This is a genomic window from Paracoccus lichenicola, assembly GCF_009708075.1.
In the GTDB taxonomy this organism is placed as follows: Bacteria; Pseudomonadota; Alphaproteobacteria; order Rhodobacterales; family Rhodobacteraceae; genus Paracoccus; species Paracoccus lichenicola.
The window spans coordinates 39,243-63,374 of sequence record NZ_WMBT01000010.1; the positions used below are offsets into that span (position 1 = coordinate 39,243).

Annotated in this window: 16 protein-coding genes; 7 read left to right on the forward strand and 9 right to left on the reverse strand. The window is 69.8% G+C overall.

All coding sequences use genetic code 11. The annotated features are described in order from the left end of the window. The first annotated feature begins 60 nt into the window (after positions 1-60). Positions 61-2,319 carry a polysaccharide deacetylase family protein gene (locus GIY56_RS14470; protein ID WP_154765565.1) on the forward strand — a complete coding sequence of 753 codons (2,259 nt, stop codon included), beginning with the start codon at positions 61-63 and terminating at the stop codon, positions 2,317-2,319. A 1-nt stretch (position 2,320) separates the two neighbouring features. Further along, entirely contained in the window at positions 2,321-3,673 is a 1,353-nt protein-coding gene (locus tag GIY56_RS14475) for a tetratricopeptide repeat protein (RefSeq protein WP_154765566.1), read from the forward strand. On the opposite strand, the gene GIY56_RS14480 is transcribed toward GIY56_RS14475, so the two are convergent. From GIY56_RS14480 to GIY56_RS14500, 5 genes are all read right to left on the reverse strand, one after another. Then, on the reverse strand, positions 3,615-4,724 hold the full coding sequence (locus GIY56_RS14480) for an endo alpha-1,4 polygalactosaminidase (protein ID WP_196053640.1): 1,110 nt from the start codon (positions 4,722-4,724) through the stop codon (positions 3,615-3,617). The two genes, GIY56_RS14475 and GIY56_RS14480, sit on opposite strands and share 59 nt — an antisense overlap. Before the next feature lie 93 nt (positions 4,725-4,817). Then, complete coding sequence (gene galE / locus GIY56_RS14485) at positions 4,818-5,942, reverse strand: UDP-glucose 4-epimerase GalE (protein WP_230312543.1); 1,125 nt, start codon at positions 5,940-5,942, stop codon at positions 4,818-4,820. After that, positions 5,939-7,762: a glutamine--fructose-6-phosphate transaminase (isomerizing) gene (glmS, locus tag GIY56_RS14490; RefSeq protein WP_154765568.1), complete on the reverse strand. Its 1,824-nt coding sequence runs from the start codon at positions 7,760-7,762 to the stop codon at positions 5,939-5,941. Before glmS ends, galE begins: the two co-directional genes overlap by 4 nt. Positions 7,763-7,774: 12 nt before the next feature. After that, a complete protein-coding gene (gene glmM / locus GIY56_RS14495) occupies positions 7,775-9,178 on the reverse strand; it encodes a phosphoglucosamine mutase (RefSeq protein ID WP_154765569.1) in 1,404 nt (467 codons plus the stop codon). 33 nt (positions 9,179-9,211) lie between these two features. Beyond that, positions 9,212-13,207, reverse strand: coding sequence for a hypothetical protein (locus GIY56_RS14500; RefSeq protein ID WP_154765570.1), 3,996 nt, complete (start codon positions 13,205-13,207; stop codon positions 9,212-9,214). 324 nt (positions 13,208-13,531) lie between these two features. Here GIY56_RS14500 and GIY56_RS14505 point away from each other — a divergent pair, with 324 nt between their 5' ends. Beyond that, entirely contained in the window at positions 13,532-14,284 is a 753-nt protein-coding gene (locus tag GIY56_RS14505) for a ZIP family metal transporter (RefSeq protein WP_154765571.1), read from the forward strand. Between the two features lie 22 nt (positions 14,285-14,306). Here GIY56_RS14505 and GIY56_RS14510 read toward each other — a convergent pair whose 3' ends face one another. Continuing rightward, positions 14,307-16,106, reverse strand: a complete 1,800-nt coding sequence (locus tag GIY56_RS14510) for an NAD(P)/FAD-dependent oxidoreductase (protein WP_154765572.1) — start codon at positions 16,104-16,106, stop codon at positions 14,307-14,309. Positions 16,107-16,246: 140 nt separating this feature from the next. Then, positions 16,247-17,977: a sigma-54-dependent Fis family transcriptional regulator gene (locus GIY56_RS14515; RefSeq protein WP_154765573.1), complete on the reverse strand. Its 1,731-nt coding sequence runs from the start codon at positions 17,975-17,977 to the stop codon at positions 16,247-16,249. Positions 17,978-18,142: 165 nt separating this feature from the next. Between GIY56_RS14515 and GIY56_RS14520 the strand changes: the two genes are divergently transcribed. Then, entirely contained in the window at positions 18,143-19,297 is a 1,155-nt protein-coding gene (locus GIY56_RS14520) for a cytochrome b/b6 domain-containing protein (protein ID WP_154765574.1), read from the forward strand. A 47-nt stretch (positions 19,298-19,344) separates the two neighbouring features. Next, a complete protein-coding gene (locus GIY56_RS14525) occupies positions 19,345-19,923 on the forward strand; it encodes a YceI family protein (RefSeq protein WP_154765575.1) in 579 nt (192 codons plus the stop codon). 144 nt (positions 19,924-20,067) lie between these two features. On the opposite strand, the gene GIY56_RS14530 is transcribed toward GIY56_RS14525, so the two are convergent. Both GIY56_RS14530 and GIY56_RS14535 read right to left on the reverse strand, forming a co-directional pair. Continuing rightward, positions 20,068-20,382: an H-NS histone family protein gene (locus GIY56_RS14530; RefSeq protein WP_154765576.1), complete on the reverse strand. Its 315-nt coding sequence runs from the start codon at positions 20,380-20,382 to the stop codon at positions 20,068-20,070. A 171-nt stretch (positions 20,383-20,553) separates the two neighbouring features. Beyond that, positions 20,554-21,240: a hypothetical protein gene (locus tag GIY56_RS14535; protein ID WP_154765640.1), complete on the reverse strand. Its 687-nt coding sequence runs from the start codon at positions 21,238-21,240 to the stop codon at positions 20,554-20,556. A gap of 438 nt (positions 21,241-21,678) precedes the next feature. Between GIY56_RS14535 and GIY56_RS14540 the strand changes: the two genes are divergently transcribed. Further along, positions 21,679-22,983, forward strand: coding sequence for an AAA family ATPase (locus GIY56_RS14540; protein ID WP_154765641.1), 1,305 nt, complete (start codon positions 21,679-21,681; stop codon positions 22,981-22,983). Beyond that, positions 22,980-24,077, forward strand: a complete 1,098-nt coding sequence (locus tag GIY56_RS14545; protein WP_154765577.1) for a ParB/RepB/Spo0J family partition protein — start codon at positions 22,980-22,982, stop codon at positions 24,075-24,077. Before GIY56_RS14540 ends, GIY56_RS14545 begins: the two co-directional genes overlap by 4 nt. Positions 24,078-24,132 lie beyond the last annotated feature (55 nt).

Consider the following 24,132-nt stretch of genomic DNA (forward strand, 5'->3'; position numbering starts at 1 on the left):
CCTTTATCCCGCATAACAGGGGGGCTTTCAAATGCGGTCAGAAATATCCCGGAAAAGAGAATGACCCGGAACCATTTTCAACCCCTGCGGATATTGCGCGTCCTTTCGGCGCTTCTGGCCCTTGCGCCGGCCCTTGATCCGTCCGCCGCCTCGGCCCGGGCCTGCGACACCGTGCCCCGGACGACGCTGGCGCTGTATGACGCCCGCCGCGAGGGAGAGGTCCGCAATACCCGCATCTACCGCTTTGCCGAACTCGTGCTGAATTACCTGGGGCAGGTGGTGGTTTATCACGACATCAGCCGCGACACCCCGCCCCAGACCGATCCCGGCCAGGTCGGGCTTGTCCTGTCGTGGTTCGACGAACCCGTGGCGGAAACCGCCGGCTTCGGCGATTGGCTGGCCCGGGACGCGGCGTTTTGCAACGGCGGCCCGAAGATCGTCGCCTTCGACAATCTCGAATTCTGGACGGCTTTGCGGCCCGGCCTGTCGTCAAGGGCGATGGGCGGCATGGGCATCGCCACGGACGGCGTGATTCACGCGGTCGGCGTATCGGCGACGGTCGCGGCCAAGGACGACAGCCTGCTGGACCATGAAAGCGATTTCCTGATCCGGCCGGGCGATTACCGGGGCGTCGCGGCCCTGCCCGACGCCCGGCCGCTGCTGCGGATGGACGCCCAGGGCACCCTCATCGCCCTGGCGGTGATCGGGCCGGCGGGGGGCTATGTCCATGCCAGCGCCGCCATCGACCCCGGGACGCAGGGCCGGACCGCCTGGATCATCGACCCCTTCGGCTTCTTCGAGGCGGTCCTGGACGACGACGGCGTGCCCCGGCCCGATCCCACGACCTTCCAGGGGCTGCGGACCTTCTTCGTCACCGTGTCGGCGGTCGGCTGGCTGGACGTGATGCCCGCGCAGGCGTTCGGCGAGGCGCAGCGGCTGGCGTCCGAGGTCCTGGCCGAACGGCTGGTCGAACGGTTCGCCGATCTGCCGATCACGGTGGCGATCCTGGCCGGCGACCTGTCGCCGGGCCTCGGCGGCGCGGCCGCCGAACGCGGGCGGCAGGCGGCGCTGCGGGCGCTGGCCGCGCCGAACGTCGAGACCGCCGTGCAGGGCTTCAGCGACATCCGCGACTGGTCCTTCTTCGCGGCCTATGACCCGAACCGCGAGGCCGCCATGCTGGTCGCCCCCGAGGCCGCGGACGACCAGGGCGCGCTGGTCAGTTCGGCCATGCAGACGCTGCGCGACGCCTTCGCCGACACCGGCGCCTCGACCTTTTCGCGCACGCCGGGGGCGCCCAGGAAATACGCGGCCGCCCCCTTCGACCTGGGGCAGGAGGTGGGGGGCGCGATCGACGGGGTGAACGCGCTGTCGGGGGGCGAACGCCCCGTGGGCCTTTACGCCTGGAGCGGCAATGCCCGCCCCTTCGAGGCCGCGCTGGAGGCCGCCGAGCGGACGGGCGTGGCCAGCATGGGCGGCGGCGGCGGCGTCATGGACGCGGCCCGCCCCTCGGTAACCGGGCTGTGGCCGCTGTCCGCGCAGGTGGGCGGGCAGCGCCAGATCAACGACGCGCTTGGCGGGGACGCGGTCTACACGGACTATTGGACCGGCGCGCTTTACGGCTTTCACGGCTTTCGCGAAACCCTGCGCCGGACCGAGGAGCCGCGCCGGCTGCGCCCGTTCCACCTGTCCTTCGCCGCCCGCACGATGCTGCATTTCGAGACACGGCGCGCGGTGGAAACCTTTCTGCAACTGGCCCGGTCGTCCGCCGTGGTGCCGATCCGCGCATCGGCCCATGTGGCGGCGGTCCGGGGCTTCCTGTCGGCGCGCATTGCGTCCGAGGGACCGGGCCTGTGGCGCGTGCGCGACCGGGGGGCGCTGCAAACCCTGCGCCTGGACCACGCCCGGACGCGTGCGCTGGACATGGCCGCCAGCCAGGGGGTGATGGGCGCCCGGCGCAAGGGCGACAGCCTTTACGTCGCCCTGGATCCGGGGGCCGAGGCGCCGCTGGTGGCCCTGGCCGACGGCGATCACCCCAGCGGCATCGTCCTGGGGTCGGACGCGCCCGCGCTGCTGGACAGCCGGCCCGTCGTGGAAAGCTGGAACCGCGGCACCTGCAGCGTGGCGCTGGAGCTTTCGGGCTTTGCGGAAGGCGACGTGGTGCTGGCCGCGCCGCCGCAGGCGGAATACGGGGTCGCCATCACCGGCGTGAACGGGGACCGCCACCGCGCGGTGGCGGCGGATGCGGCGGGGGTGCTGACCATCCGGGTGCCCGCCGCGCCCGGCGGGTTGCGCGGCCTGTCCGTCAAGGGGGGGTGCTAGGATGCCCGACGTGATGCGCACCGTGGTCCTGGCCTCGCTGGCGCTGTGCGGGGGCGCGATGGCCGGGGTGATGGCCCTGCGCCCCGACCCCGCCGTGCGGCTGGAGGCCGAACTGTCGCGCCTGGAACCCGAGGACGCCCTGCGCGAGCTGCGCGGGGCCGAGGGCCGCATCGCCTTTCACGACAACCTGGAACTGCTTTACGGCCGGCTGTCGCTGGCCGACGGCGATCTGGACCGCGCCCGCCGGTCGTTCCGGCGGCTTCAGGCGCAGGCCAGCCCGTCCGAGGAGGTGCTGGAAACCCTGGCGGGGATCGAGGCCGCAGCGGGCGACCTGGCGGCGGCGGCGGCCTTCCTGCGGCAGGCCCAGGACGCCTTCCCCTCGGCCGACCGGCGGCTGCGGCTTGGCGGCTGGTACCAGGCCCTGCGCCAGCCCGAGGCCGAGCGCGACCTGCTGTTGTCCGAGGATCCGACGGTCCTGACGCCCGGAGAGATCGACCGCCTGGGCCTGCTGCTGATCCGCGACGGGCGCATCGCCGATTACGAGGCGCTGTTCACCACCCTGGCCGACAGCACGGCCGAGGGGCACCTGTCCTTCAAGCGCCGGTTGCTGGAATTCCTGGTCGAATCCGGCCGCCCCGCCGAGGCGGTCGCCGCCGCCGCCCGCTGGACCGCAGGGCCGCAGGGGGCCGCCGCGCTGGAAGCCTCGGTCCGGGCGCTGATCGGCCGGGGGGCCATTGACGCCGCGATCCTGGTCGCGCGCGACGGGTTCCGCCTGGCGCCGGGGGACAGCCATGTGGCGCTGCCGGTCTTTGCCCGCAGCGGCCATGGCGGGGTGGCGCGCCTCCTGCAAGGGGAATGGCTGGCCAGCCGCCCCACGCTGTCGGACGCGGAATGGGCCACGCTGACCCATCTGGCCGAAAGCACCGGCGACATGCGGGGGTTGCAGGTTGCGCTGGCGTCAGGCGGGGGGCAGGCGGGCGCCCCGGCACTGGGCCAGGCCTTGATGCAGTTCGTGCGCTATCGCGGCGCGGGGGCGCTGGTGCCCTGGCGCGGGCTGCTGAGCGAGGATGTCTTCAAGGAGGTCCCCCTGGTCGGCGCGGCCTGGGCCAACTGGCGGGGCGACCGGCCCGCGACCTATCGCCACCTGGTCGCCGCATCAAACCAGCCCTTGTCGGACTGGGACCAGCTGATCTGGATGTCGCTGCTGGACGGGTTGCGGGGCAGCCCCTTTCACCGGGTGCTGCTGGCGGGGGCGGTGGACCATCCCGGCCTGCGCCAGCGCCTGCGCGACAGCGTCATTCCGGCGCGCCCGGCCCGCGCGGCGCTGTCCGCATCGCCGGATAAACCTGGTTGAAGACGTTGTCCGCTGTGACATAGGGATAGAACCCCGCCTCTGCCGCCTTTTGCGCGATCAGCGCGCGCAGCGCCTCGGGCTGCTGCGGGGGGAACTGGGTGGCGATGTCCAGCGACAGGACCGCCACGCCCTGGCTGCGGTAATCCTCTTGCAGGGCCTCGGTCGTGTGGACATGGGTCGAGGGGGCCGAGACGTTTTCCACCATGATGGCGTCGATCCGGTCCAGATAGTCGGAAAACGCCGCCCGGCCCCGGGGATCCGCGTCCCCGGCGGCATCGCGCCCGATGAAGACGCCGTTGTTCACCACGACAAAGGCGTCGCATTTCCACTGGCGCGCCCGGTCGGCCACCAGTCCCACCAGGCGCATCATCTCGCGCGCCATGCCGGGGGCATCCTTGGGTCCGTCGGGGCGCTTGCCCGGGGGCCAGACAAGGGTCTTGTCCATCGCGTGGCTGTAGTAATGCAGCACGTCGTCCAGGAACAGCCCGTCGATCCCGGTCTGCATCAGCCGGTCCACCCGTTCCAGCAGGATGGCGTGCCAGGCGTCCGTCCAGAAGGCGGACAGGTGTTCCTTGTGAACCGTGGCGGGACCGTACCAGTCCGGCAGGACGGCGGGCGGGGGCGCGTCAATGCCGCCCATCCGGTCGATCCAGTAGTCGCGGTAATGCTCGATCTCGGTGACGTTCAGATAGCCGAGCGCCGGGCGGGCGCCGCCCCGGTTGATCCTGGCCATCTCCTCGGGGGTGAACAGGACCTCACGGCCGGTGTCGCTGTAGGGCGCGCCGATCCGGGTGACTTCCAGGATCAGCAGCCCGTGCGGCTGGCGCGACAGCGTGTCGGCGTCATAGGTGGTGCCCCAGTACTGGACCGCGAAGCCGTCCTGCAGGGTTTCGGCCAGCCGGGCGGCGCGGGCGCGTGGACCCGACATCAGGCATTCCTGGCGAGGCGGCGGATGAAGGGCGGCATCCTGGGCGCGGACCATGCCGCCGGGCAGGCCGGCGGCGATCAGCCCGGACAGGGCGGCGGGCCAAAGCAGGGACGTGGTGTTCAAGGCGTGTTTCCCGAAAGGCGCCGCCCCCCGGCGCGGGGCCGGATCAGGCGCGTGCAGGGCATCGCCGTTCCCCGGGATCATCCATGCAAGGTCCTAGGTGGCGGTGCGCAGGCCCGGGGCCGCAGCCATTGGTCCGAGATCCGATCTCGCCACAAGATAGGGCCTGCTGTCCAGCGCCGCCTGCTGCTGGAAGGTCCAGTGGTCGGCGCACATCCGGGCCAGGTCGCGGGTCGCGCGCCATCCCAGGACCGCGCCCGCGCGGCAGGGATCGGCCAGCGACACCGCGACATCGCCCGGGCGGCGGGCGGTCACGCGGTAGGGGACGGGGAACCCGCAGGCCTGCGAAAAGGCGTCGATGATCTGGAGCACGCTGTAGCCCGTGCCGGTGCCCAGGTTGATGCGCATGTGGCGGTCCTCGAAGCCGGGACCGAACATCCGCTCGATCGCGGCGACATGGCCCCGCGCCAGGTCCATCACGTGGATATAGTCGCGCACGCCCGTGCCGTCGGGCGTGTCGTAGTCGGCGCCGAAGACCTGCACCTCGGGGCGCTGGCCGATGGCGGTCTGGGCCACATAGGGAAACAGGTTGTTGGGCACGTCGCGCGGGTTTTCTCCGATCAGCCCGCTGGGATGGGCGCCCACCGGATTGAAATAGCGCAGCGAGATCGCCTGGAAGCGCGGATCGGCCGTCACCAGGTCGTCCACCATCTCCTCGATCATCAGCTTGGTGCGGCCATAGGGGTTGGTGGTCCCGGTGGGCGCGGTCTCGGGGATCGGCAGCACCTTGGGGATGCCGTAAACCGTGGCCGAGGACGAGAAGACCAGCTTGCCCACCCCCGCCGCCTGCATCCCCTGCAACAGCGAGATGGCCCCCAGAAGGTTGTCGCGGAAATAGAGCAGCGGGTCGGCCACCGATTGGCCCACCGCCTTCTTGCCGGCCAGGTGGATCACCGCGTCGATGCGGTATTGCCGCAGGACCTCGGTGACGACCGCGCGGTCGCGGACATCGCCTTCGACTAGCACGACCGTGCCCCTGGCGATCTGGGGGATGCGGGCGACGGTGCGGCGGTCCGAATTCTCGAAGTTGTCGAGGATGACGACCCGGTGGCCCGCCTCCAGCAGCTCGACCACCACATGCGAGCCGATATATCCGGCGCCGCCGGTCGCCAGGATGGTCCTGGCCTGGGGGGATTTGGAAACCTTTGGCTTGGGCATCATTCCACCGTGACGGACTTGGCAAGGTTGCGGGGCTGGTCCACGTCCGTGCCCTTGGCGACGGCGGCGTGATAGGCGATGAACTGGACCGCGACGGCATAGACGAAGGGGGCCAGCAGCGGATCGACGGCGGGCAGGGTGACGCTGCGCCAGACCTCGTCCGCCATGGCGCGGCAGGCGGCACCGTCCCCGATCAGGGCCACGCGCCCCTTGCGCCCCATCACCTCGCGCAGGTTCGAGGCCATCTTCTCGAACAGGGCGTCATGGGGGGCCAGGGCGATGATGGGCGTGGCCTCGTCCACCAGCGCGATGGGACCGTGCTTGATCTCTCCCGCCGCATAGCCCTCGGCGTGGATATAGGTGATCTCCTTGAGCTTCAGCGCCCCTTCCAGCGCCAGCGGGAACATCAGCCCGCGCCCCAGGAACAGCGCGTCGCTGGCCTCGGCGATGTCGCGGGCCAGGGCCTCGAACTGCCCTTCCAGCGCGATCGTCTCGGACATCAGGCGCGGGACGGTGGACAGCAGGTCCACATGGGCGCGTTCCCCGGCCCCGTCGATTTCGCCGCGCTTGCGGGCGATCATCACGGCCAGCGCCGACAGGCACAGCACCATCGCGGTGAAGGCCTTGGTGGAGGCCACGCCGATCTCGGGTCCGGCATGGATCGGCAACACGATGTCGGCCTCTCGCGCGATGGTCGAGGTGGTGACGTTGACCAGCCCCAGCGTGACCTGGCGCTGCGCCTTGGCATAGCGGAGGGCTGCCAGCGTGTCGGCGGTCTCGCCCGACTGGCTGACGACCATCGTGACGCCCCGCGCGGGCAGCGGCGGCTCGCGATAGCGGAACTCGGACGCGATCTCGATTTCCACGGGCAGGCGGGCCACGCGTTCCATCCAGACCTTGGCGACGTGGGCGGCATAGAAGGCGGTGCCGCAGGCGACGATGGTCAGGCGCGGGATCCGCGCCCAGTCCACGGCCTCGGCCGCGCAGGCGATGCGCTGGCGGTCGTCCGAGATCCAGGCCCCGAGCGCGCGGGCGATGACCGAGGGCTGTTCGTGGATCTCCTTGGCCATGAAGTGCCGGTGCTGGCCCTTGTCGGCGATGATCGTGTCCAGCGCGACGGTCTGGATCTCGCGCGCCACAGGGTTGCCGCCCGCGTCGTGGATGCGCACGCCGCCCCGCGTCAGGACGGCCCAATCGCCTTCCTCGAGATAGCAGATGCGGTTGGTCATCGCGGCCAGCGCGATGGCGTCGGAGCCCACGAAGTTCTCGCCCTCGCCCAGGCCGATGACCAGCGGCGATCCGCGCCGGGCGCAGATCAGCAGGTCGGGCCGTCCGTCGAAGACGAAGCACAGCGCATAGGCGCCGCGCAGCCTGGCGATGGTGGCGGCGGCGGCGTCCTCGCAGCTCAGCCCCCGCGCCAGCATGGATGCGCAGAGCGTGGCGATCACCTCGGTGTCGGTCTGGGACTCGAAGCCGTAGCCTGCGGCGGCAAGGTCGCGCTTCAGTTCCAGATAGTTCTCGATGATGCCGTTGTGGACCACCGCGACGGGACCGCAGCGGTGGGGATGGGCATTGGCCTCGGTCGGGCCGCCGTGGGTGGCCCAGCGGGTATGGCCGATGCCGGTGGTGCCGGGCAGCGGCTGTTGGGCCACAAGCCGGGCCAGGGCCGACAGCTTGCCCACGGCCCGGCGGCGGTCCAGCACGCCGCCTTCCAGGATGGCCAGGCCCGCGGAATCATAGCCGCGGTATTCCAGCCGCCCCAACGAGGCCAGCAGGATCCGGGCCGCGGGTTCCTTGGCGATGACGCCGACGATGCCGCACATGGTTCATTCTCCTCAGGCGCTGCGGGCCAGCGGGGGCCGCGCGGGGACCGTCGCGAAGGCGGCGGGACGGGGGGGCAGGACATCGCCGCGCAGCACGTGGCTGACCTCGTCGGCGATGGCGGCCAGCAGGTCCGCGTCCTCGCCCTCGGCCATGATGCGCACCAGCGGCTCGGTCCCGGACGGGCGGACCATCAGCCGCCCCGCGCCGCCAAGCCGCCGGGTCATGCGGTCGATCACGTCGATCACGGCGGGGCGGTCCAGGGGCGCGGTGCCGCGCTCGACGGGGACGTTGCGGGTGATCTGGGGCAGCGGCTCGAATCGCGACAGCACCTCGGAGGCGGGGCGGTCGGCCTCGCGCATCGCGGCCAGGGCCTGCAGGGCGGCGACCAGGCCGTCGCCGGTGGTGCTGAACTCGGACAGGATGATGTGGCCGGACTGCTCGCCCCCCACCGTGCAGCCGGTCTGGCGCATCCGTTCCACCACGTGGCGGTCGCCGACCCTGGTGGTGATGGTGCCGATGCCCCGGGCGGCCAGGTGGCGTTCCAGCCCGGAGTTCGACATCACGGTGGCCACAAGCGTGTCATGGGCCAGCTTTCCTTGGGCATGGGCGCGTTCGGCGATCACGCACATCAGCTGGTCGCCATCGACCAGACGGCCTTTCTCGTCGATCAGGTGGACCCGGTCGGCGTCGCCGTCCAGGCTGATGCCCAGATCCGCGCCATGGGCCAGGACCGCGTCGATGCAGGCCTGCGGCGCGGTGGACCCGCAGCCCGCGTTGATGTTGGTGCCGTTGGGTTCCGTGCCCACGCGGATCACCTCGGCCCCCAGTTCCCAGATCAGGTCCGGCCCGACGCGGTGCGCGGCGCCGTTGGCGGCGTCCACGACCACGCGCAGCCCGTCCAGGCGCAGCCCGCGCGGAAAGGCGTGCTTGACGAATTCCATGTAGCGTTCGCCCGCGCCGTCGATGCGCCTGACATGACCGATCAGCGAAGGCTCTGCCAGGTCGCCGGTCCGGCCCATCGCGGTCTCGATGGCGGCCTCGTCCGCGTCCGACAGCTTGAAGCCGTCGGGGGCGAAGAACTTGATGCCGTTGTCGGGGTGCGGGTTGTGCGAGGCCGAGATCATCACCCCCAGATCAGCGCGCAGCGAGCGGGTCAGCATCCCGATGGCGGGCGTGGGCAGCGGGCCGGTCAGCAGGACGTTCATCCCCGCCGAGGTGAAGCCCGCCACCAGCGCGCTTTCGACCATGTAGCCCGACAGCCGCGTGTCCTTGCCGATCACCACGGTGCGCGATTGTCCCGCGCGCAGGACATGGCGCCCCGCCGCGCGGCCAAGCTGCATGACGGCCTCGGGCGTGATGGGCCAGACATTCGCGCGTCCCCGGACGCCATCGGTTCCGAAAAGCTTCTTGTCCATGGCGATGTCCCCTCGTTTTTTCTCGGATCGGCTTCAGACCAGGAAGGAATTGACGATGTCGGAGGCCAGCAGGTCGGCGGCGTCCAGCCCCGCCAGCAGCAGGTGGCTGGTGCCCCGGACCAGCTCCAGCCCGTCGGCGGTATCGACAAAGGCGGCGCGGGCGGCAGTGGCGCTGGTGAACCCGAAGTTGCGCAATTCCAGCCGGTCCACGCCGCTGTCGAAATCCAGGATCCGGTCAAAGGCCTCACCCGCGCGGAAGACGAAGCGGTCCGCGCCGCCTGCGCCGAACAGCACGTCGTTGCCGCCACGGCCTTCCAGCCGGTTGGCCCCGGTGCCGCCCAGCAGGATGTCGGTGGCCCTGCCGCCGACCAGGTTCGCCCCCGCCGTCAGGAAATCGACCAGGGCCGCGTTCTGCTTGAGGGTGTTGAAGGCCAGCGACACGGTGCCCGCGCCCAGCGTCGCGCCGTCCGCGCCGGTGATGCGGACGGGGATGTTGCCCTGGGTCTTGAGATCGACCAGAACCTCTCCCTTGCCCTGGAAGCTGAAGTTCAGGTCGGAGCCGTTGCCCGTGACCGAGATCAGCTCGCCCCGCATCGGCAGGGCGGCGATGCGGGTCACGTCGGCGATCGTGCTGCCCAGCGTGACCTGGAAGGTGCCGCCGGCGCGGGGCAGGAACACGGAATCCTCGTCCCAGGCATACCAGTTGGCGACCGAGGCGATGCGGCCTTCCTTGCCCATGTCCAGCGCGAAATTGCCCGCGTCACTGGACCCCACGGTCGCGGTGACGACATTGCCCGCGCGCGTGGCGGTCAGGGTGCTTGCCGCGAAGCTGTCGATCCGATCGGCCAGATCCTTGCCGGTGACGAACTCGGCCCCGCCGGCGGCGGCGGCGGCGATCAGCGACTGGAACATCTGGAGGTTATAAACCTGCGCGGGATCGTTCAGCCAGTTGGTCGGGCCATAGTCGTGCCAGGGAAAGGCCAGGATCGGCGTCGTCCCGTTGGCGGTCAGCGTGGAGAATTCCTTGAGCCAGGCGGCCTCGGCCTGCTGCGGGGTCATGCCGCCCCAACCGACCAGCGAGAAATCGAAGGACATGTTCGGGGCCAGATACACCTGCCCCTTCTCGCCCGGCGTCAGATAGCCGAAGGCCCCGGGATAGCCCGCCCCGGTGCCCGAATAGCCGCCGCTGAGGTAATCGAAGAACCCGATCATCTCGCGCGTGGCGTCCAGCCGCTCGGGCGCGCCGGGAACGGCGGCGCCGGTGATGGGGATGCCCAGTTCGCGTTCGATGATCAGCTTGGAATACTTGAACTGGAAGGTATAGGACGATTCCAGGACCGCGCGTTCCACCTCGGTCAGCGCCAGCACGCTGACGGCGTTCGGGTTGGCGGGGTTGGTGCGGGCCAGCAGGTCGGCCAGCATGGCGTTGATCTGGCTGGCCGACATCCGCGACAGGGTGTTCAGCACGGCGGCGTCGGCATCCTCGTGGGTCGCATAGGGCGACCAGACCGGCACGCCGGCATTCACGACATTGGCATAGGCCGCGATCCGCGCCTGCAGCATCTGGTCCGTGATCACATCGGGCAGCAGCAGGTTGGTGTCGTGGGGGTGGGTAAAGGAATGGGACCCGATCTCGCTTTCCAGGGCGCGGATGCGGTCGTAATAGGGCTTGGAGACCGCCCAGTTCGTCACCTGGTCGGGCGCATAGGCCCCGACATTGACGTAATAGGACCCGACGAAGCCGTATTGGGCATACCAGTTCTCGATGATGGGCAGCAGCGCGTCGTAGATGCCGGGATCCCGGTCGCTGACATCATAGGTTTCCTGCGACTGGTCCATGTCGTTGCGCGAATAGAACAGCGACTTGTGGCGCGTCATCAGCAGGGAAACATCGGGCGCATTGTCCTGAAGCACCCAGTCGATCGCCTCGCCCAGGATGTTGTTGTTGCCCATGATCGCGTCGGTGGCGAAATGGACGTTGCGGCCCCCGGTCTGGGTGGCGATCACGGCGTCGTGGACGCCGCCGGTCACGACCTGCTCGAACAGGACCTTGCCGGTGCCGGTGGTGTCGGTGAAGTTCAGATAGGCGGTGTTGCCATAGGTGCCGACGACCTGGCCCGCGCCGTAGCCGTCCAGGATCGGATGGACCGCGCCCCCCGCCGCGCGCAGCGTGACCCCGCCCGTGGCGCCGAAGCCTTCCAGCGTGACGCCCAGCAGCGACTTCATCCGGGCATAGGAATCCCCGGCGATCGCCGCCCCCGTCTCGTCATTGGTCATGAAGTTGCCCGCGGCGATCAGGCCCACGCCGTAATCGCGCACCGCGGTCGCCAGCGACGTGGCGATGGCCGCGGCCTGCCCCCCCTGCACATGCGAGAAGCCGGGAAAGACGATGGCGTCATAGCCCGCCAGCGCGGTCGGGTTCAGCAGGTCGGCCTCGGTCAGCAGGTCGAAGGGGACGCCCGCCTGCATGGCCTGGTTCTGGGCGGCCATGAACAACTGCCCGTAGGCGGTCTTGTCATAGAAATTGGCCGCCGAGGTGTCCGAATAGACGATGGCGATGCGCGATTGCGGCGCGTCCACGGGGTTCGGCGGCGGGGCCGTGCCCACGACCAGGTTGGCGCTGGCATAGTCGCCCGGCAGGAAGACGGAATCGTTCACGTCGGCCAGCACGCGGACCTGGCCGGGATTGCCCGCCAGCAGGGCCTTGGGCACCGCGACCTCGAACCCGGTGCCGTCGGCGCTGCGGCCGAATTTCAGCTCGGCCACGAAGGTCTGGCCCGCCGCGCCGCTGTAAAGCCGCGCGGTGCCGTCGGCGCCGATGTTGATGTTGTATTCCGACCCCCCGGCCCACCCCCAGACCTTGTAGCCGGTGGCGCTGTTCACGTCGCTGTCCAGCCAGATCGTGGTGTTCGCCCCGACCGCCGTTCCGCCGATGGCGAAGACATAGCTGTCACCCGCCGGGTCGGACACAAGCTGGCCGCGCAGCGTGTGGCCCGCCTGCGTGGTCAGCACGCTGCCCGCCGCCCATTCCCCCAGCGACCCGTCCAGCGTGACGCCCCCCACCACGGTCGGAGGCTGGCTTCCCACGACGAAATTCGCGCTGCCATAGTTGTTGGGAATGAAGGCCGAGTCATTCACGTCGGCAAACACCCGGATCGAGGCCGCGCCGCCCAGCAGCGCCTGGCCGATCGCGAATTCCATGGTGCGGCCGTCGGCGCTGCGGCCATGGTCGAGGTTGGCCACGAAGGTCTGGCCCGCCCCGCCGCTGTAAAGCCGCGCCACCCCGTCGGCGCCGATGTTGATGTTGTATTCCGCGCCGACCGCCCATCCCCAGACCTGGTATCCGGTCGCGCCGTTGCGGTCGGTATCCAGCCAGATCGTGGTGTTCGCGCCGACCTGCACGGCGTCGCTGGCGATGGCAAAGGTATAGGCGCCGCCTTGCAGGTCGCCGTGCAGCGCATAGCCCGCAGCCCCCGTCGCGGCATTGTCCAGCCGGGTGGTGGCCGCCCATTCGCCCAGGCTGCCGTCCAGCGTCTTGCCGCCCGTCGTCACCACGGGGACCGGGTCGCTGACCAGCAGGTTCGCGGTGCCATAGGAATTGGGCAGGAAGACGGAATCGTTCACGTCGGCATAGACGCGCACGGACGCGGGGTTTCCGGCCAGCAGGGTGCGGTCGATGCGGAATTCCAGCACGCGGCCATCGGCGCTGCGCGCTTCCTCCAGTTCCGCCACCAGGGTCTGCTCGGGACCGCCGCCGTAAAGCCGGGCGGTGCCGTCCGCCGCGATCTCGACATGGTATTCCGCGCCCCCGGCCCATCCCCAGATCTGGTATCCGGTGGCCCGGTTCAGGTCGGTGTCCAGCCACAGCGTGGTGTTGTCGCCGATGACGGCGCTGTCGGCCGTGAACGCGAAAGACAGATAGCCCGGCTCGGCGATGCCCCACAGGCCATGGCCCGCGGTTCCCGTCGCGGGCGTGTCCAGGCGGGCCACGGGGGTCCAGTCGGTCATGGAACCATCTATCGTCGGCATCTGCGCTTCCCCTCCGCTGGATGCCAGGCTGGCCCGCACCCGTTTGCCGCAGCGAATCTGCAAGCCCGATCATCCCGCGCGGACCGGATGCGGATCAACGAACGCGGCGGCCAGTGGCCATCAGGCGAGGGGGGATGACGGAACGGCTAACGCCAAAGGGGAACGCCCCCTGCCCCAAGGGTTAATCCCGAGGGGACCCGGGACGCGGAACAACCCCCCGGCTGGCCGGTTGCCTTTCCTGCGGCAGGCGGCAGAGGGGCGGCATCATGGCATTCGGACAGGCGACGGCACCACGCCCCGCCCTGCGGCCCGGCGAATAGGGCCATGGCGCTGTGGCAGCAGGCGGGGCTTTGGGGGCTTCTGGGGGGATCGGCGCTGGTCATCGGCGCGGCGCTGGCCTGCCTGGTGGACCTGCCCCGACGGGTGACCGCGGGGATCATGGCCTTCGGCTGCGGGGTGCTGATCTCGGCCGTGGCCTATGACCTGCTGCTGGAAGGATACCACCAGGCCAGCATCCGGCCCATCGTGGTGGGCGCGCTGGCGGGATCGGCGGCCTTCGCCCTGGCGAACCGGGCGGTGTCGCGCAAGGCCCCCCACCGCAAGCGGTCGGGCGAACAGCAGCTCGAGGCCGGCGAGGGCGGCGGGCTTGCCATCGCCGTGGGATCGCTGCTGGACGGCATCCCGGAATCGGTCGTCCTGGGCGTCAGCCTGGTGGGCGGCGACGGCATCAGCGTGGCGATGCTGGCCGCCATCTTCCTGTCGAACCTGCCCGAAGGGCTGTCCAGCGCCGCCGGGATGCGCAAGGCCGGGCGCGGCAAGACCTATGTGCTGGGCCTGTGGACGGGGATCGCGCTGATGTCGGGGATCGCCTCGGCCCTGGGGGCGGGGCTTCTGGGCGATGCCCCGCCCGAAGTCATCGCCACCGTCGGCGCCGTCGCGGCCGGGGCGCTGCTGACCATGATCGCGGACACGATGATACCCGAGGCGGTCGAGGTCGAGGGCGGGATGACCGGCGTGCTGGTGGTGATGGGCCTGCTGGTGGCCTTCACGCTGTCCCAAGGCGGCCAGGGCGGCTAGGGACGCCGCCCCGGCAGTCGTGTCAGTTCAGGTGATGGACCTCCTGCAACCCGTGGACGGGCGTGTCGATCCCGGCCTGCCGCGCCTTCAGTTGCAGCGCCAGATACAGCGAATAATGCCGCGACTGGTGCAGGTTGCCGCCGTGGAACCACAATCCCGGCTGCTGCGTGGGCTTCCACATGTTGCGCTGCTCGCCTTCCCACGGACCCGGATCCTTGGTGGTGTCGGACCCGAGGCCCCAGCACTTGCCCACCTTGTCGGCCACGTCCTGCCCGATCAGGTCCGCCGCCCAGCCGTTCATCGACCCGTAGCCCGTCGCATAGACGATCAGGTCGGCGGGCAGCTCCTGGCCGTTGTCCAGCAGGACGCCGTTCTCGGTGATCTCCTGCACCTGCCCGTGGGCCAGCCTGATCTGGCCGTCGATGATCAGCTGGCTGGCCCCCACGTCGATGTAATAGCCCGAGCCGCGCCGCAGGTATTTCATGAACAGCCCGGAATCGTCGTCGCCGAAGTCCAGCCGGAAGCCCGCCTTTTCCAGTCCCGCATAGAAGTCGGCGTCGCGTTCGCGGATCCGGTCATAGATCGGCACCTGCCATTGGTGCATGATGCGGTAAGGCAGGGAGGCGAAGATCAGGTCGGCCTTTTCCGTGGTCATGCCGCCCGCCACGGCCTCTTCGGAATAAAGCGCGCCCAACCCGATCTCCATCAGGCTGTCGGATTTCACGATATGGGTGGACGACCGCTGCACCATGGTCACGTCCGCGTCGTGTTCCCACAGCGCCGCCGCGATGTCGTGGGCCGAGTTGTTGGATCCCACGATCACCACCTTCTTGCCCGCATAGGCGTCGGGACCGGGATGGGCCGAGGAATGGTGCTGCTCGCCCCGGAACCGCTCCATGCCCGGAAAGGTCGGCAGGCGCGGCTTGCCCGACATGCCGGTCGCCAGCACCAGTTCCTTGGGGTGCAGCGTGACTTCCTGCCCGTCGCGGTCGATCACCACGGTCCATTCGCCGGTGGCCGCGTCGTAGCTGGCGGACTTGCAGGCGCTGCGCGTCCAATAGTTCAGCTCCATGACCCTGGTGTACATCTCCAGCCAGTCGCCGATCTTGTCCTTGGGGGCAAAGACCGGCCAGGTGTCGGGAAACTTGAGATAGGGCAGGTGGTCGTACCAGACCGGGTCGTGCAGGCAGAGCGACTTGTAGCGGTTGCGCCACTGGTCGCCCGGGCGGTCGTGCTTGTCCACGATGATCGCGGGCACCCCAAGCTGCCGCAGCCGCGCGCCAAGCGCGATGCCGCCCTGCCCGCCGCCCACGATCAGGGTGTGCGGCTGGCGGGTATAGCCCAGTTCCGCCGCCTCGGCCTCGCGTTCCTCCTTCCAGCTTGGGCGGTTCTTGCCCGCGCCGTGCTTCGCGCCCAGGGGCCGGGCGAAACCCTTGGCTTCCTCAAAGCCCTTGAGTTCCTGCAACGCGGTCAGCAGCGTCCAGATGCGCCCATCGCGCAGCCGCACCAGTCCCTGGCCGCGCCCGACCGCCGTTTCAAAGCGGAACCAGGCGGTGATGATGCCGTCCTCCTCTCCCGGCGCCTCGTTCTCGTCCAGGTGCCAGCCGGTTGGCTTGATGTGGCCCAGTTGCGCGCGCAGCATGTCGGCCACCTGGTCGGGTCCCTCCATGGTGCGGATGTTCCAGGTGAAGCTCACCAGGTCGCGCCAATGGCAGTCGGTCACGAACAGCGCCGCCGCGCGGTCGATGTCGCCCGCTTCAAGCGCCGCGCCCAGGTCGTCCAGCACCGCGCGGGCGCGGTCGGTCACCGAAAAATCGAGCATGTCATCCTCCCGTAAAGTGGTTCTCCCGGGGGGCAGGCTGGAACGGGGCGGGCGGCGGAAACAGGAAAAACCGCCGCCGCAGCGCGGCAAATCCATGCCGCAGCGCAAAAGCGTTGCACGTGCAACACCCGCGCAACGGATCAGGGGGCCGCGCCCCCGCGTCGCATCCGCCGCAGCACGGTGGACCGGTTGACGCCCAGCCGGCGCGCGGCCAGCGCCATGTTCCCGTTGCAGGCTTCCAGCACGGCCTGCAACTCGGCCTGCGGATCGGGGCGGGGGGCGGGGGCCAGCAGCGGCGGGGGCAGGTCGGCCGCGTCGATCACCGGACCGTCCGCCAGCAGGGCGGCGGCCTGCAACGTCGCCGCCAGTTCCCGCAGGTTGCCCGGCCAGTCCCGCGCCTTCAGATCGGCCCGCGCGCCCGCCGACAGGCGCAACTCGCCCGGATGGGCGGCGCGCAGCAGCCGGTCCGCCAGCCAGTCGAAATCCTGCCGCAGCCGCAGGGGCGGCACGGGCAGCGCCGCGCCCGCGATGCGAAAGAACAGGTCAGTGCGAAAGGCACCCGCTGCCACCGCCCCCGCCATGTCGCGCCGGGCGGTGGCGATGATGCGCAGCTTGCACCCGTCCAGGCGGCGCAGCAGCACGGCCTGCGCAGGGGCGTCCAGATCCTCGATCCCGCGCAGCAGCAGCGTGCCGCACGGCTCGTCCCCCAGATCCAGGCGCGCCAGCGCGGCGGCGTCCTGCCCGGCGCAGTCGATGACCCGGAAGGGCGCGGCCTCAGCACGGCACATGTGGATGGCGCGGGCCAGGCGTTCCTTGCCGGTGCCGGTCTCGCCCGCGATCAGCAGGGGGACCGCGCTGGCCGCCAGACGCGCGGCCTGCGCCAGCAGCGCCCCCATCGCGGGATCGGAACCGGCCAGGCTGGACAGGCCCCCCGGCAGCAGCGGCTGGCCGCGCGGCAGGCGGGCGGTGGGGGGCGCGATGGCATGGCCGAACAGCGCCCGCCCGTCGCGCAACCGGATCACCCGGTCCTCGGCGGGGCGGCCGCGCATCAGGTCGGGCAGGTCGTCCATCCTGGCCTCGGCCACCTCGTCCAGGCGCCGGCCCAGCAGGTCCGCGCCCAGGGCCGCTTGCGCCCCATGGGTCATGCCGATCACCCGGCCCGCGGCGTCCAGCGCGATCGCGGCCTCGGGGTCCACCTCCAGGAAATCGGGGCTGGATGACAGGCGCAGCACCCAGTCCCGCCGCGACACCGCCATCAGGTTCGCCATCTCGATCCGCCGGGCCGCCGTGCGGACCAGGGTCATCGCCAGGTTCTGGCTGGCCTTGGGCTGCGGGGATCGCAGCAGCGACAGATCCAGCACCGCCGTCAACTGCCCTGCCGTGTCGAAGATCGGCGCGGCGGTGCAGGACAACGGCGTGTGATGCAGGTCGAAATGATCGGTCTGGTGGATCGTGACCGGTTCGCCGGTGACGATGCAGGCCCCGACCCCGCAGGTGCCCGCCAGGTGTTCCGACCAGTCGGACCCCAGGTAAAGCCCTGCCTGCCGCAGCTCTCCCTCGAAGCGGGGATCGCCGAAGAAATCCACCGTCACGCCCTTGGCATCGGCCAGCAGCAGGACATAGTTCTGCCCCGCGACCTGCCGGAACAGCGCGCCAAGACCGGACCGCGCGATGGCGATCAGGCGTTCGGACTGTTCGCGGTGGCTGCGCAGTTCGGCGGCGGTCACGATATGGGCAGGCGAGGGACGCGCGGGGTCCAGGCCATGGCGTTCCACGCAGCGCCGCCAGCTGCGCGACACCACGCTGTCGCGGCCGGTGGCCTGCCCCTTCAGCACGCGGTCGATCTCGGCCACATGGTCCCTGTCGCGCATGGCCCTCCTCCATCCGCAGCGGTCCGTCCCAGCAAGGCACAAGGCGCGCCCCCTGTCCAGAGGAGCATCGGCCCTGCGGTGGCGCACAGCCCCTGTGCGCCCGGTCCCATTCAGTTCCGGCCCAAGTCCCGCTAGACAAGCCCCAAGGACCCGCCAGGAGAAAAGATGCCCCGCAACACGCCCCACCGCTATGGCGGCATCGCCCGCACGCTGCACTGGCTGACGGCCCTAATCATTCTGGCCAACATCGCCCTGGGCCTGGTGGCGAACCGCCTGCCGCTGGAGGCGCTGGAGACCAAGGTGCGGCTGTTTTCCCTGCACAAGACGCTGGGGATCGCGGCCTTCACGGTGGCGCTTGTCCGCATCCTGTGGGCCATAAGCCAGCCGCGCCCGGTGCCGGTCCATCCCGAACGCAGGCTGGAAACCTTTCTTGCCGAAAGCGTCCACTGGATCCTGTATGCCGCGCTGCTGCTGGTGCCCCTGACCGGCTGGATCGAACATGCCGCGACCGAGGGCTATGCCCCGATCCTCTGGTCCCTGGGCCAGGGCCTGCCGCTGGTCCCGAAATCGCCGCATCTGGCCGAAACCATGGCGGCGGTTCACGGGACCTTCGCCTGGCTGCTGATCGGCGCGGTCGCCCTGCATGTGGCCGGCGCCTTGAAGCACGCGCTGATCGACCGCGACGGCGTGCTGGCCCGGATGCTGCGCGGCCGTCCCGCAGGCCCGGCCACCGCGCGCCACAGCCGGACCCCCGCCCTGGCGGCCATCGCCGTCTTCGCGGCGGGCACCGCCCTGGCCGTCGCCCCGCGCGCCCCGGAACCGCCAGCCGGCGCGCCGCTGGAACAGGCGGCCTCGGACTGGCGCGTCACCGAAGGAACCTTGGGCTTTTCCATCCGCCAGATGGGGACCGAGGTCGCGGGCGGCTTTTCCGACTGGACCGCCGCCATCGCCTTTGATCCCGACACCGGCACGGGTCATGTCGAGGTCACGATCAACATGGCCTCGGCCACGGTCGGCACCGTGACCGACCAGGCGAAGGGTCCCGAATTCTTCGATGTGGCGCAGCACCCCGTTGCCGTCTTCCGCGCCGACATCCGCCCCGAGGGTGACGGCTACCTGGCCCAAGGCCCGCTGTCCCTGAAGGGCCGCGAGGTCCCCGTGACCCTGCCCTTTTCCCTGCAGATCGCGGACGGCACCGCCACCATGTCGGGCGAAACCGTGCTCGACCGCCGCGACTGGACCATCGGCGCGGGCTATGGCGACGAAGCCACCGTCGGTTTCCCCGTGCGGCTGACGGTGCAACTGACCGCCACCCGCTGATCCCCGTTTTCCCCCGGCATCATGCCACAACCCACCAAGGAGCCTTCATGTTCAAGACCGCCACCCTGACCGCCGCCCTGGCCCTGGCCGCCACCGCCGCCCTGGCCGAGCCGCAGGACTATGCCTTCGACACCGCGCACAGCCAGATCGTCTTCGACTACAACCACCTGGGCTTCTCGACCACGACGGGCATGTTCGGCGGCATCACCGGCACCATCGCCTTTGACGCCGAAGACCCCGCCGCATCCTCGGTCAACGCCAGCTTCCCGGTGGCCTCGCTGATGACCGGCGACAAGGGCCGGGACGAGCATTTCCTGTCCGCCGACTTCTTCGGCAGCGCCGCCGCCGCGCCCGAGGTCACCTTCGTGTCGAAATCCATCGAGGTGACGGGCGACAACACCGCGCTGATCACGGGCGACCTGACGCTGAACGGCGTGACCAAGGAAACCGTGCTGGACACCGTGCTGAACCAGCAGGGCAACCACCCGATGGAGAACAAGCCCTGGCTGGGCTTTTCCGCGACCACCACGCTGAAGCGCAGCGACTTCAACCTGGGCATGTTCGCCCCCGCCGTGTCCGACGAGGTCGAGGTGTCGATCTCGGTCGAGGCGATGGCCGCGGGCTGATCCGCAGCGGCACGACCAGGCCGGCCGGGCACGTCGCTGTCCGGCCGGCACCCCCCACGGCCCGGCCCCTCGCCTTTCCGGCAGGCGCACCGATCCCGGCGGCAAGGGGCCAGGGGCTTTCCCCTGCCCCCTCAAGCCCCCGGGTCAGATCGCGAAATCGTCCAGCGACCGTCCCGCCGCCAGGGCCTCGACGATCCAGCCCGGCTTGCGGCCCCGGCCCGTCCAGGTCATGGCGGGATTGTCCGGGTGTCGGTATCTGGCCTCGCCCTGGGCCTTCTTCGCCGGCCCGGCCGCGATCATCTCCTCGAGCGAGGAAAAGCCTGCCGCCCTGGCGATCTCGGTGGCCTTCTGGATCGCCTGTTTCCTTTGGCGGCCTTCGTGATCCGCGATGGCGGCGGCCGATTTCCGGTTGATCTCTTTCAACTGTTCAAGCGTCATCTGATTGTAGTCGATGTCCATGGCCGCCCCCTGAAGGTTTTTCTTCTCGATAGGGCACGGATTGCCCTTTGGGAAGCCTTGTCGGATGGCGGGACCGATCGCCCGGGCACCTGTCACCGAAAGACCGAACCGCTTCGATGTCGCCGGACATGGCGGCGTCCAGGCAGGCCACCCCCGGTCGCGGGCCAGGGGCTACCCCGCCTCGATCCGCACCTGGGCGATGCCCCCGTCCGCGCGCCGGACGGCGGTGCGCAGCCGTTCGAGAAGGTGGGTGCGCAGATAGGCGGCATGGAACCGGCTGGGGGCGATCAGCACCAGGCAGCCGTTCTCGGTCCCGCCATCGGCAAGGCCCGCGAACCAGGCGTCGAACAGCGCCCGGTCCTCGGCGGCCAGATGGGCGCGCGCCCTGCCCCAGACCCCGTCGGCGGGCGCGATCTCGGGGCGGCGGAAGGGCACGACGGTGGTATCGGGGGGGGCCGCGGCCTCGGGCCTGTCGCCGCCCATGCGGGCCAGGTAATCCGGCCCGATGTTCGCCCAGGCGGGCCGGGTGTCCAGCAGGATGCGCTCCAGATCCAGGCCCAGCACCGACACCCTGCCCCGCGCGCCCTGGCGCTTGACGGTGATCCAGCCCAAGGCCCGCAGCCGGGCCATGTCGCGCTTGACGGTGCGTTCGTCCACGCACCACAGCCGGGCGATCTCGCGCTGGCCGATGGCCAGTTCGTCGCCCTGCCAGTTGTAGCGCGTGGTGATCAGCGCCATTAGCCGCAGCACCAGCCGCTGGTCCCCGGGATCCCCCGCCAGGGCATGGGCCATCATGGCCGACAGGATGTCGTATTTCTTCGCCGCCGCCTCTCGGCCGACGGCCCGGATCAGCCCCATTCCCGTCATGCCCCGCCTTTGTCCGAACTGCCCCTGCGGCGGTGCCCCTCGGCCGTGGAGGGGGGCATTCAAACGCTTTTCACCATCGCACCCCCATTTGCGTCCGGCTTTCCGATTCTGTCAAGGGATTCGGCCTGTTGCCGAAGCAACGCGCGCTTCCGGTCGATGAAAAACCGGTATCACTGGTATAGGGGGACAGGCTGGATGTCCCCCAATGCGGCGGAAATGTCCCCCAATCGGCTGTGGTCGTTTTCCGCATGTCCCCCAATCGGTTGCGCCGTGATTGCAACACCGCCGCGCGCACCAGGGGCGATTCGCGCAACAGGGGCTGCGGTTGTGCTATCCTGCGGGTTCAGTGAACTTGCCTTTTGCCAAGAACGCAAATCCGGCGTAAAAGCGGAAACGACGACAAACAGCGTCCTTTGCGACAGGCCCATGATGTACACCCACCAAGACCTTGCCCGATTGCAGGCCCAGTCCCTGAAGATGCAGGGCTGGATCCGCCGCCAGACCTTCAGCCCGGACAACGAGAAGACCCTGCGCCGCTTTTCCAGCTGGGAGGTGGCCGAGCTGATCTTCCGCATGAACCAGTCCACCTTCCGGGGCAAGCTGGCGGCCGACCCGAACCTTCCCCTCGGGGAAGTCGAGGAGGACGGGCGGCAGCGGTGGTTTTCCCTCGACGAGATCAACGAGCTGCGCCGCCGCATCCGGGTCAGCAAGAAATCCCTGATGCCGCCCCGCCCGGCGAACCGCCGCGCCTTTCGCGCCGCCATCGCCAACTTCAAGGGCGGCGCGGGCAAGTCCACGGTGGCGCTGCACTTCGCCCATGCCGCGGCGCTGGACGGCTACCGCGTGCTGCTGGTGGACTTCGACCCCCAGGCGACGCTCTCGCATTCCATGGGCCTGACCGACGTGGGCGAGGATCACACCGTCTGGGGCATCATGGCCCGCGACCTGGAACGCGAAACCGACCGCATGAACACCGCCGCCGAAGGCGCCGAAAGCGGCACCAGCCTGCCCCGGCGGAAGCTGCCGGCCTCGATCCGGGACATGGGTCTGGGTTCCCTGCGCCCCGCCGACTTCATCAAGCCGACCGCCTGGCCCACCATCGACATCGTGCCCTCCTGCGCCAACGCGGCCTTCGTGGAATTCGCCAGCGCCCAGTACCGGCACCTGAACCCCGAATGGACCTTCTTCGGCGCGGTGTCGCGCTTCCTCGATTCCCTGCCGGACGAGGCCTATGACCTGATCCTGTTCGACTGCCCCCCGGCCATTGGATACCAGTCGATGAACGCGGTCTTTGCCGCCGACATGCTCTATATCCCCTCGGGTCCCGGTTACTGGGAATACGATTCCACCACCAGCTTCATCGGCCAGCTGGCCGAGGCGCTGGAGGATCTGTCCCACGGCTTCGAGAACTTCCCCACGGGGAAGATCGCCCTGCCCAAGGCCTTTGCCGACATCCGCTTCCTGATGACCCGCTTCGAGCCTGCGAACGAGCTGCACCAGGCCATGCTGGGCGCCTTCCGTCAGGTCTTCGGCGACCGCATGGCCCAACATCCCATCGAGCTGACCCGCGCCGTCGAACAGTCCGGCCGCTTTCTCAGCTCGGTCTATGAAATCGACTATCGCGAGATGACGCGCGGCACCTGGCGACGCGCCCGGGCCACTTTCGACCAGGCCTACGAGGAATTCCGGTCCCATGTGCTGGCTGCCTGGGACAAGCTGGAGGACAAGGCATGACCCGCAAGCGCCGCATGTTCGACATCGAGGTTCCGTCCGAGGAACCCGAAACCTTCCCCGCGGGGAAGGAGGATGGCAAGCGCCGCGGACCCATGGCGACCGCGATTTCCGAAACCGCCGAATCTACCCGCGACCGCGCCCTGGTCGAGGCCAGCATCCGCGCCGAAAACGACGCGCTGGCCCAGGAACACGTGCGGCTGAAGCGCGCGGGCCTGATCGTCGATCTGATCCCGCTGGACGCCATCGACACCCACAAGCTGATCCGCGACCGCGCGCCGGCGGCCGATTTCGAGCTGGCCGAACTGGTGCAGTCCATCCGCGACATCGGCCTGTCGAACCCGATCCGGGTCGAGCCGGGCAGGGACGGCCGGTACGAGCTGATCCAGGGCTGGCGCCGCCTGTGCGCCTTTCGCAAGCTGCTGGAGGACACCGGCGATGCGGATACCTGGGGCCGCATCCCCGCGGGCATCGCCGCGCGCGGCGACGCGCTGGAACAGCTTTACCGCCGCATGGTCGACGAGAACATGGTGCGCAAGGACATCTCTTTCGCCGAGATGGCGCAGCTGGCCCTGCATTACGCGATGGACCCGCAGACCGCCGAACACGATCCCGACCGCGCGGTGGCGGTGCTGTTCAAGTCGGCGGGCTACCAGAAGCGCAGCTACATCCGCAACTTCATCCCCGTGGTCCATGCCCTGGGCGAGGTGCTGATGTATCCGCAAGAGATCCCCCGCGCGCTCGGCCTGTCGCTGGCGCAGCGGTTGCAGGAGATGCCGGGCCTTGCCACCGCCATCGCTGCCGAATTCAAGGACTGGGACACGCGGTCGATCAAGGACGAACTCGACATGCTGCGCCGCTTCGCGGGGCAGGGGGCCGAGCCGTCCGAGGACCTGCCCGCCCCCGCCAAGCCCGCCCATGCCCCCTTGCCCCAGGGCCGCGCCAAGACGACCTTCCAGATCCCCCGGCCGCAAGGCAACGCGAAATGCACCGCCGCCAACGGCCGGCTGGAGATCCGCCTGCCGCGCGATTTCTCGACGGTGGACAGGCGCAAGCTGGAATCGGCAGTGGCGGCCCTTCTGGACCAGATCGGCTGAAGGGCAACGGCGGGACCTGCATACAATTCAGGAAGGTGCGAGGAAACGGTCGTTT